The organism is Alphaproteobacteria bacterium, from assembly GCA_030740435.1.
Taxonomy (GTDB): domain Bacteria; phylum Pseudomonadota; class Alphaproteobacteria; order UBA2966; family UBA2966.
The window spans coordinates 23,248-30,575 of sequence record JASLXG010000086.1 but is presented as its reverse complement, the minus strand read 5'-3'; the positions used below and the strand labels follow the sequence as shown (position 1 = coordinate 30,575).

At 61.9% G+C, this 7,328-nt stretch carries 5 protein-coding genes; all 5 read right to left on the bottom strand.

Going from position 1 to position 7,328, the window contains the following annotated elements:
• Window positions 1–204: 204 nt before the first annotated feature.
• Entirely contained in the window at window positions 205–624 is a 420-nt protein-coding gene (locus QGG75_10160; protein MDP6067596.1) for a hemerythrin family protein, read from the bottom strand.
• 28 nt (window positions 625–652) lie between these two features.
• On the bottom strand, window positions 653–1,711 hold the full coding sequence (locus QGG75_10155; GenBank protein ID MDP6067595.1) for an ABC transporter ATP-binding protein: 1,059 nt from the start codon (window positions 1,709–1,711) through the stop codon (window positions 653–655).
• A 4-nt stretch (window positions 1,712–1,715) separates the two neighbouring features.
• Window positions 1,716–3,404, bottom strand: coding sequence for an iron ABC transporter permease (locus tag QGG75_10150; protein ID MDP6067594.1), 1,689 nt, complete (start codon window positions 3,402–3,404; stop codon window positions 1,716–1,718).
• A 31-nt stretch (window positions 3,405–3,435) separates the two neighbouring features.
• On the bottom strand, window positions 3,436–4,464 hold the full coding sequence (locus tag QGG75_10145; GenBank protein MDP6067593.1) for a Fe(3+) ABC transporter substrate-binding protein: 1,029 nt from the start codon (window positions 4,462–4,464) through the stop codon (window positions 3,436–3,438).
• A gap of 504 nt (window positions 4,465–4,968) precedes the next feature.
• Window positions 4,969–7,101: a ferrous iron transport protein B gene (gene feoB / locus QGG75_10140; GenBank protein MDP6067592.1), complete on the bottom strand. Its 2,133-nt coding sequence runs from the start codon at window positions 7,099–7,101 to the stop codon at window positions 4,969–4,971.
• Window positions 7,102–7,328: the final 227 nt, after the last annotated feature.

Here is a 7,328-nt window from a genome sequence, read left to right as displayed (position 1 = left end):
CAGCAACCATCGGATGGTCTGATTTTAGCGGTTTGACCGCTTCTGGAAGCCCCTTTGACCATATTTTCCGCCGTTCAGACGCAGCTTTCCTGACGTTTTCACCTTGCCGTCGATTTCCTTGGCCTACGCCGGAGCGGGTCTTCGTCGTAGATCATCAATCAAGCTCAGGATTTTCCCGAACAGTTGCCGCAGTGGCTTGGCCGGTTATTCGTGCGCCGCCGCGGCGGCCAGAAAGCCCTTGAAGTCGAGATCGGCGTTAATCACGTCGTCCATCAGGAAATAGATCAGTTCCTTGCGCAGGCTTTGTCGTGCCGTTTCGTTCTCGGCACTGTTTCCCGCCAGCATGAGCATGGTGTCCATCTTGTCGTCGAGGCCCATATGGTGGTCGCGGTGTTTTTGAATTTCGGGATAGCCATAGTGCTCGAGCAAGGCTTCCTCGCGTTTGAAATGCTTTTTGGCAACCTCGACGAATTCGGGGACCAGCTTCACGCAGTCCTCGGGGCGGCCCTCGTCCAGCGCCTGGACGACAGCGTTGATGGGATCGACCAGGCGGCGATGATCATCGTCCAGGAGCTGGTTTTCGAGTTCATACGATGGTGTCAGTTCGACCATTGATTCAGCCATTTCAATTGGTTCCGGGAACTTGCCGGGCTCATGCCTGGCCGAAAAGAAAGACGTGGCGCCGGTCGATGCGGGCGCGAATCTGCCCCTTTTCGGCGGCGTCGAAAGTGCCGGACACGCGCGCCTGAAACTCGGTGCCACGGTTCTCACCCTCGCTGAACCGGCAGCGCACCAGACTGGAGTTGCCCAAAAGGTGGCTGGAGACGATCTCCACCGGTGTGCCTTCCGTGCCCCCGTCGCCGTTGCTCAGCACCAGGCCTTCGGGGCGGATCAGCACCCTGACAGCCTTGCCATCCTCGAAACTGTCGCTGCTGATCGCCCCGAACGAGCTTTCGATGCCGCCGTTCAAGACTACGCCTTCGATATGGTTCATGTGGCCGAACAGTCGGGCCACGTATTCGTCGACGGGCTTGTAGTAGATGTCGGCCGGGCGCCCGGCCTGCAGCACGCGGCCACCACTGCCCATGACCTTGATGCGGTCGGCCATGAACATGGCCTCCTCGGGGTCGTGGGTGACCATGAGCGTCGCGACGCCGCTTTGGCGCAGCACGCTGAGCGTTTCCTCGCGGATGCGCGCCCGCATGTTGGTATCGAGGCCGGAGAAGGGTTCATCCAGCAGCACCAGCCTGGGTTCCGGTGCCAGCACGCGGGCCAGGGCGACGCGTTGCTGTTGGCCGCCCGACAGCATGTGGGGATGTTTTTCCGCCTGGTCCAGCATGCCCACCTGGTCGAGCATTTCCAGGGCGCGTTGGCGGGCCTCGGGCCGGGGCCGGCGGAAGAGCCCGAAGGTGACGTTGTCGAGGATCGTCAGATGGGGAAAGAGGGCGTAGTCCTGGAACATATAACCCACGCGACGGTGTTCCGGCGCCAACTGACGGCCGGGCTCGGCCACCACCTTCTCGGCGATGGTGATCTGGCCCTTTTGCAGCTTTTCCAGGCCCGCGGCGAGGCGCAACAGTGTCGTCTTGCCGCAACCCGAGGGACCCAGCAGGCAGACCAGTTCGCCGGCCGGAACGGTCAGCGAGACGTTGTCCAGCACCTCGACGCCGTCGTAGGCGTGATGGACGCCGTGAACGTGTAGACCTTGCATTTCCCTACTCCTCTTGCCCCTGATTCTGTTCCGGGCCCGGCCGCGAGCGGCCGATGGCCAGGCTCAGCAGCACCACCGGCACGATGCCCACGCCGACGATGCCGAGCGCCGCCAGGGCCGCTTCGCCAAGCTGTTCGTCCGAGGCGTACTGGTGCACGAAGGTGGCCAGCGTCGAGAAATTGAAGGGCCGCAGAATGATGGTCATGGGCAGTTCCTTCATGCAGTCGACGAAGACCAGCAGCACCGCCGTCAGCAGGCTGGCCCGCATCAGCGGCAGGTGGACGCGGCGCATGGTGCTCATGGCGCCGTGGCCCAGGCTGCGCGAAGCACCGTCCATGCTGGGCGTGATTTTGCCCAGGCTGGCCTCGACGGTGCCCAGCGCCAGGGCCAGGAAGCGCACCAAATAGCCGAAGGTGACGGCAGCGATGGTGCCGCTGAACAACAGCCCGGTGGAGATGCCGAAGCTCTGGCGGGCCAAGGCATCGATGCGGTTGTCGAGAGCCCCCAGCACCACCATGACGCCAACCGCCAAAACGGCGCCCGGCACCGCATAACCCATGCCGGCCAGCCGCGTCACGGCCCGCAGCAGGCGCCCGCCCTTGAGGCGCACGCTGTAGGCCATGACGATGGCTACGACGACGGCCATGAGACCGGCCAGGGCCGAGAGTTTGACGCTGTTGGCGGCGTGGACCAGGATCTCGGCCGAGAGGGCGGCGTCGAAATGTTGCAGCGCCAGCGAGACCAGCACGCCGGTGGGCAAGAGGAATCCGAACAGCACAGGGATCAGGCAGGCCGTGGTGGCCAGGGCGGCACGGCCGCCGCTCAGGCGGTAGCCGGGCAGGGCCTGGTACTTGGTCGTGGTGTGATGGAAGCGCTGCTTGCGCCGGGCAAAGCGCTCGGTCAGTACCAGGACCATCACGAAGAGCAGCAGCACCGAGGCCAACTGGGCCGCCCCGGCGACGTTGTTCATGTTCATCCAGACGTCGAAGATGCCCAGCGTGAAGGTGTTGACGGCAAAGAAATCGACCGTGCCGAAATCGTTCAGCGTCTCCATCAGGACCAGCGACAAGCCGATCACGATGCCCGGCCGGGCCAGCGGCAGGGCGACAAAAAAGAAACTCTGCCAGGGCCCCCGGCCCAGCACCCGGCTGGCCTCCAGCACGCCCACCGATTGCTCGATAAAGGCGGCCCGGGAGAGCAGATAGACATAGGGGTAGAGCACCAGCGTCATCATGGCGGTGGCGCCGCCCAACGAGCGGATCTCGGGGAACCAGTAGTCGCGCCTGGTGGTCCAGCCGAAAATCTCGCGCAGCGTCCCTTGCGCCGGGCCGGCATATTCCAGGACATCGGTGTAGACGTAAGCGATGACGTAGGCCGGCATGGCCATCGAGAGCAGCAAGGCCCATTCGAAAATGCGCCGCCCGGGAAAGCGGCACATGGTCACCAGCCAGGCCCCGCCGACGCCGATCAGCAGCGTGCCCAGGCCAACCCCCAGCATCAACTGCAAGGTCGTGGCGATGTAGCCCGGCAGCACCGTCGAGGCCAAGTGCGACCAGATGTCGTCGCCCGGCGAAAAGGCCAGCCCGATGACTGCCGCGATGGGAACCATAGCGGCCCCGGCGATGGCCAGCGAGGTGATGGTCCAGCCGTCGAGCGGCACGGCCGCCATTTTGTGGCTTGCGGCGATGGACATCAAATTCCGTGCCGGCATCCCGCGGCCGGGCTCAGCGGTTGAAAGCCACCTGATCCATGATGCGCGAAGCCGTCGTGCGCTGCTCCGCGACCTGGGCCAGGAAGGCCTGGTCGGCCTTGAAGCTGCCCCACGATGCCACCAGCGGATGCAGCGGCACGCCCGGCTTGACCGGGTATTCGAAGTTGCGCTCGGCATAGATCTTCTGCGCCGTCGCGCTCGACAGGAACTCGACCAGCTTGAGGGCGTTGGCCCTGTTCTTGGAACTCCGCGTGATGCCGGCACCGGAGATGTTGACGTGAGTGCCGCGATCTTTCTGGTTGGGGAAGATGAGGTTCACCGCGGCGGCCCACTTCTTCTGCTCCGGATCCTTCTCGTTGGTCGCCATCTTGCCCATGTAGTAGGTGTTGCCGATGGCCACGTCGCAGACGCCCTGGTAGACCGCCTTGACCTGGGCCCGGTCGTTGCCCTGGGGCTTGCGCGCCAGGTTGGCCCTAAGTCCCTCGGCCCAATTCGTGGCCGCCGCTTTGCCCTCGGTCATGACGATCGAGGCCAGCAGCGAGACGTTGTAGACGTGCTTGCCGGACCGGATGCAGACGCGGCCTTTCATGTGCGGCGCCGCCAAGTCCTCGTAAGACGTTACCTCGCCCGGCTTGACCCGCTGCTTGTCGGCGAAGATCACCCGGGCCCGATTGGTCAGGCCGTACCACAGGCCCTCGGGGTGGCGGTATTGGGCGGGAATGTTGGCTTCAAGAAGCGCCGATCGGACCGGCTGCAACAGCTCCGCCTTGGCGTGGTTGTGCAGATTGCCGATGTCGGCGGTGAGCACCAGGTCGGCTGGGCTATTGGCACCCTCGGCCTTGAGGCGTTCCAGCATGCCCTTCTTCAAATAGACCATGTTGACCTTGATGCCGCTTTGTTTGCTGAAGGCATCGAGCAAGGGTTTCATGAGGAAAGGTTGGCGCGAGGAATAAAGGTTGACCTCGCCGGCCCAGGCGGCGGTCGTCGCCAAAGTGGCGCCCGCCAGCGCCACGGCAACAACGATACGGTACGGTGATTTCATGATCGTCCTTTCCATTTTCTAGGTTGATTCAAAATCAAACCAACAAATTCATGATGTTCTGGCAACGATAAGAACCATTTCAAACAGACTGAGATCAATCTCCAGTCATCACTCCAAACGCTAATGCGAATCACCCGCAATCGCAATTGATAATATACTCAGCCGGACCGAGTCAAGGATCAGGTGCCGATGTCGGATCTGTAGAGAGCCGCCTGCCCGCGATGGTTCCGGCTGGCTGCCGGCGTGGATGCCTCAAGCGATTGCCGCGGCAGGAATCTTCTTGAAACTTGCGAGGTACCGGGGGGAGAGGGGCCGGCTATGTAGATCCCTGAGGCGGTGCGCAAGAGGCATCGGAATTGTCGGCAGCGTCCGAACAGCCGCAGCCGCCGCCACAACCGAGGCCTGCGTTGGGACCGAACTTGCGCCAGGTCGCTCGTGAAATGAAGATCAGGCACGAGAACAGCACAAGGCCAAGCACGATGTATTCGACCAGTTGGTCTTCCATCAGGCAAACACTCCGCCAACGGTGATGACCGAGAACGCCAGCAGCCAGGCCAGGCTCATCGAAAAGGCTACCGAGAAACCGACCCAATGCCAGCCTCCGGCTTCGCGGCGGATCACCGCGATGGTGGCCAGACAGGGCGCATAAATCAGCACAAACACCATGAAAGCCAGGGCAACCAGCGGGCTCATGCTGGCGGCCAGGGCTTTGCGCAGGCGGCCCGATTCCTCGGTCGCTTCCTCGCCCTGGGCATAGATGACGGCGTAGCTGGCGACCACCACTTCCTTGGCGACGATACCGGTGAGGATGGCGGTGGTGTCACGCCAGTTGAAGCCAAGGGGTCCGAACAGCGGGGTGACGGCGTGCGCCGTGCGGCCCAGGTAGCTCTTCTCGAGATGCTCGCGGGCTTTCTCGTTCTCCAGCTTTGTGATGACGGCGTCGCGCTGCTCGCTTTGGGGCTGGGCCTCCAGGGTGGCGATCTGTCCGTCGTAGTCCATGCTCCAGGGCACTTCCTTGGGAAAGGCCTGCAGGAACCACAAGACGATGGAGCCGACCAGGATCACGCCGGCGATCTTCTTGAGAAAGTCCGACGCCTTGTCCCACATATGGTAGACCAAGGCGCCCAATGTCGGCAGGCGGTAGGGCGGCAGTTCCATGACGAAGGCCTCGTCGCCGCCGCGCACCACGAAACGGTTGAGGAACACCGCCGCGCCCAGGGCGATAACCATGCTTAGCATATAAATCAAAAACACCACGGTGCCGGCCCACTGGGCAAAAAAGGCACCGGCAAACAGGATGAACACCGGCAGGCGGGCCGAGCAACACATGAACGGGTTGACCAAAATAGCGATCAACCGCGACTTTTCGCTTTCAATCGTGCGTGTCGCCATGATCGCCGGCACGTTGCAGCCAAAACCCATGACCAGGGGAATGAAGGCCTTGCCATGCAGGCCGAAGGCGTGCATCAGGCGGTCAAGCAGGAAGGCCGAGCGCGCCAGATAGCCGCTTTCGCTGAAAAAGGCGAGGAAGAAGAACAAGATAACGATGTTGGGCAGGAAGATGATGGTGCCGCCGACGCCCGCGATGATGCCGTCCACCAGCAGATCCTTGACCATGCCATCGGGCAGCACCCCCGCCACGGCTTCGCCGATCAGGGCCACGCCAGCGTCGATCCAGTCCATGGGATAGGCGCCCAGGGTAAAGGTGGTCTCGAACATCAGCCACATGAAGAACAGGAACAAGGGCAGGCCCAGGGTGCGGTGCAACAACACGGAATCCAGCTTGCGTGTCTGGCTCATCCGCTTTTCCGGGCTGATGGATATTTCGCGCGCTTCCGAAAGCAGGCCGTGGATGAAGCCGTAACGCGAGTCCGCAAACATGGTTTCGACGTCGTCGCCGTGGGAATGGGAGAGGTCTAAACGTTCACGGCGAATCATCTCGATCAGCAAGGCGTGGTCACCTTCCTGTCGCAGAATTTCATCATCGCCTTCCAGTAGCTTGATCGCCAGCCAACGGCTTTGCTCGGACTCGAGCGCACCAGGATGGAGTTCCGCCACCGCGTTTCGCACCTTTTCAATGGCACCTTCGAGATGGCTGTCATAAGGGACCTTCATCGGGCGGTCCTCGAGGGCTCCGCTTTCGGCAATCGAGACGACGGCGTCCAACAGCTCTTCCACGCCCTGATCCTTGGTGGCGACGGTCTCTATGACGGGACCGTCCAGCATGGATCCCAGCGCCTTCAGATCAACGGTGTGGCCCTTGCGGCGCATTTCGTCGGCCATGTTCAAGGCATAGACCCGCGGGCGGCCCATTTCGATCAACTGCGAGGTCAAAAACAGGCTGCGATCGAGGTTTCCGCCGTCGAGGACGTTGAGGACGATATCCGGGCGCTCGGCGTGGATAAAATCGCGACCGATGCGTTCTTCCGGGGATTGCGAGGTCAGCGAATAAATTCCGGGTAGATCAACCAACTTGAAGGTCCAGCCCATGTGCTGGATATCCCGCGCCCGCTTGGACACGGTCACCCGCGGATAGTTGCCAACCCCGTCGTGGGCGCCCGTGAGACAATTGGAAAGGGTCGTCTTGCCGGAGTTCGGGTTACCCACCAGGGCAACGGTAACCATTCTGTCCTTCACTGCTAGTCCCCCTCGATTGACAGTGTCATGGGGCGTTTGAGTTCATCCGGACCGAGCGAGCTCCAATCCTCTGGTCGGCGTAGGATCTTGCCAGCCTCGGCACTTTTTGCCCTTTTTGTACCCTTGGTGGGCGCCTCAATTCACCAATTGAGAAGCATTCCTAATAAGGTTAGAATAGGTTTGCGAATGAATGTCAATATCCTTTCTAGGGGTATTGAGGTAGAGAG

What these genes read in the sequence shown, in the direction of transcription:
- QGG75_10150 (MDP6067594.1), bottom strand. Translation starts at nt 3,404, where the DNA reads ATGTCCATCGCCGCAAGCCACAAAATGGCGGCCGTGCCGCTCGACGGC.
- QGG75_10155 (MDP6067595.1), bottom strand. Translation starts at nt 1,711, where the DNA reads ATGCAAGGTCTACACGTTCACGGCGTCCATCACGCCTACGACGGCGTC.
- QGG75_10145 (MDP6067593.1), bottom strand. Translation starts at nt 4,464, where the DNA reads ATGAAATCACCGTACCGTATCGTTGTTGCCGTGGCGCTGGCGGGCGCC.
- QGG75_10160 (MDP6067596.1), bottom strand. Translation starts at nt 624, where the DNA reads ATGGCTGAATCAATGGTCGAACTGACACCATCGTATGAACTCGAAAAC.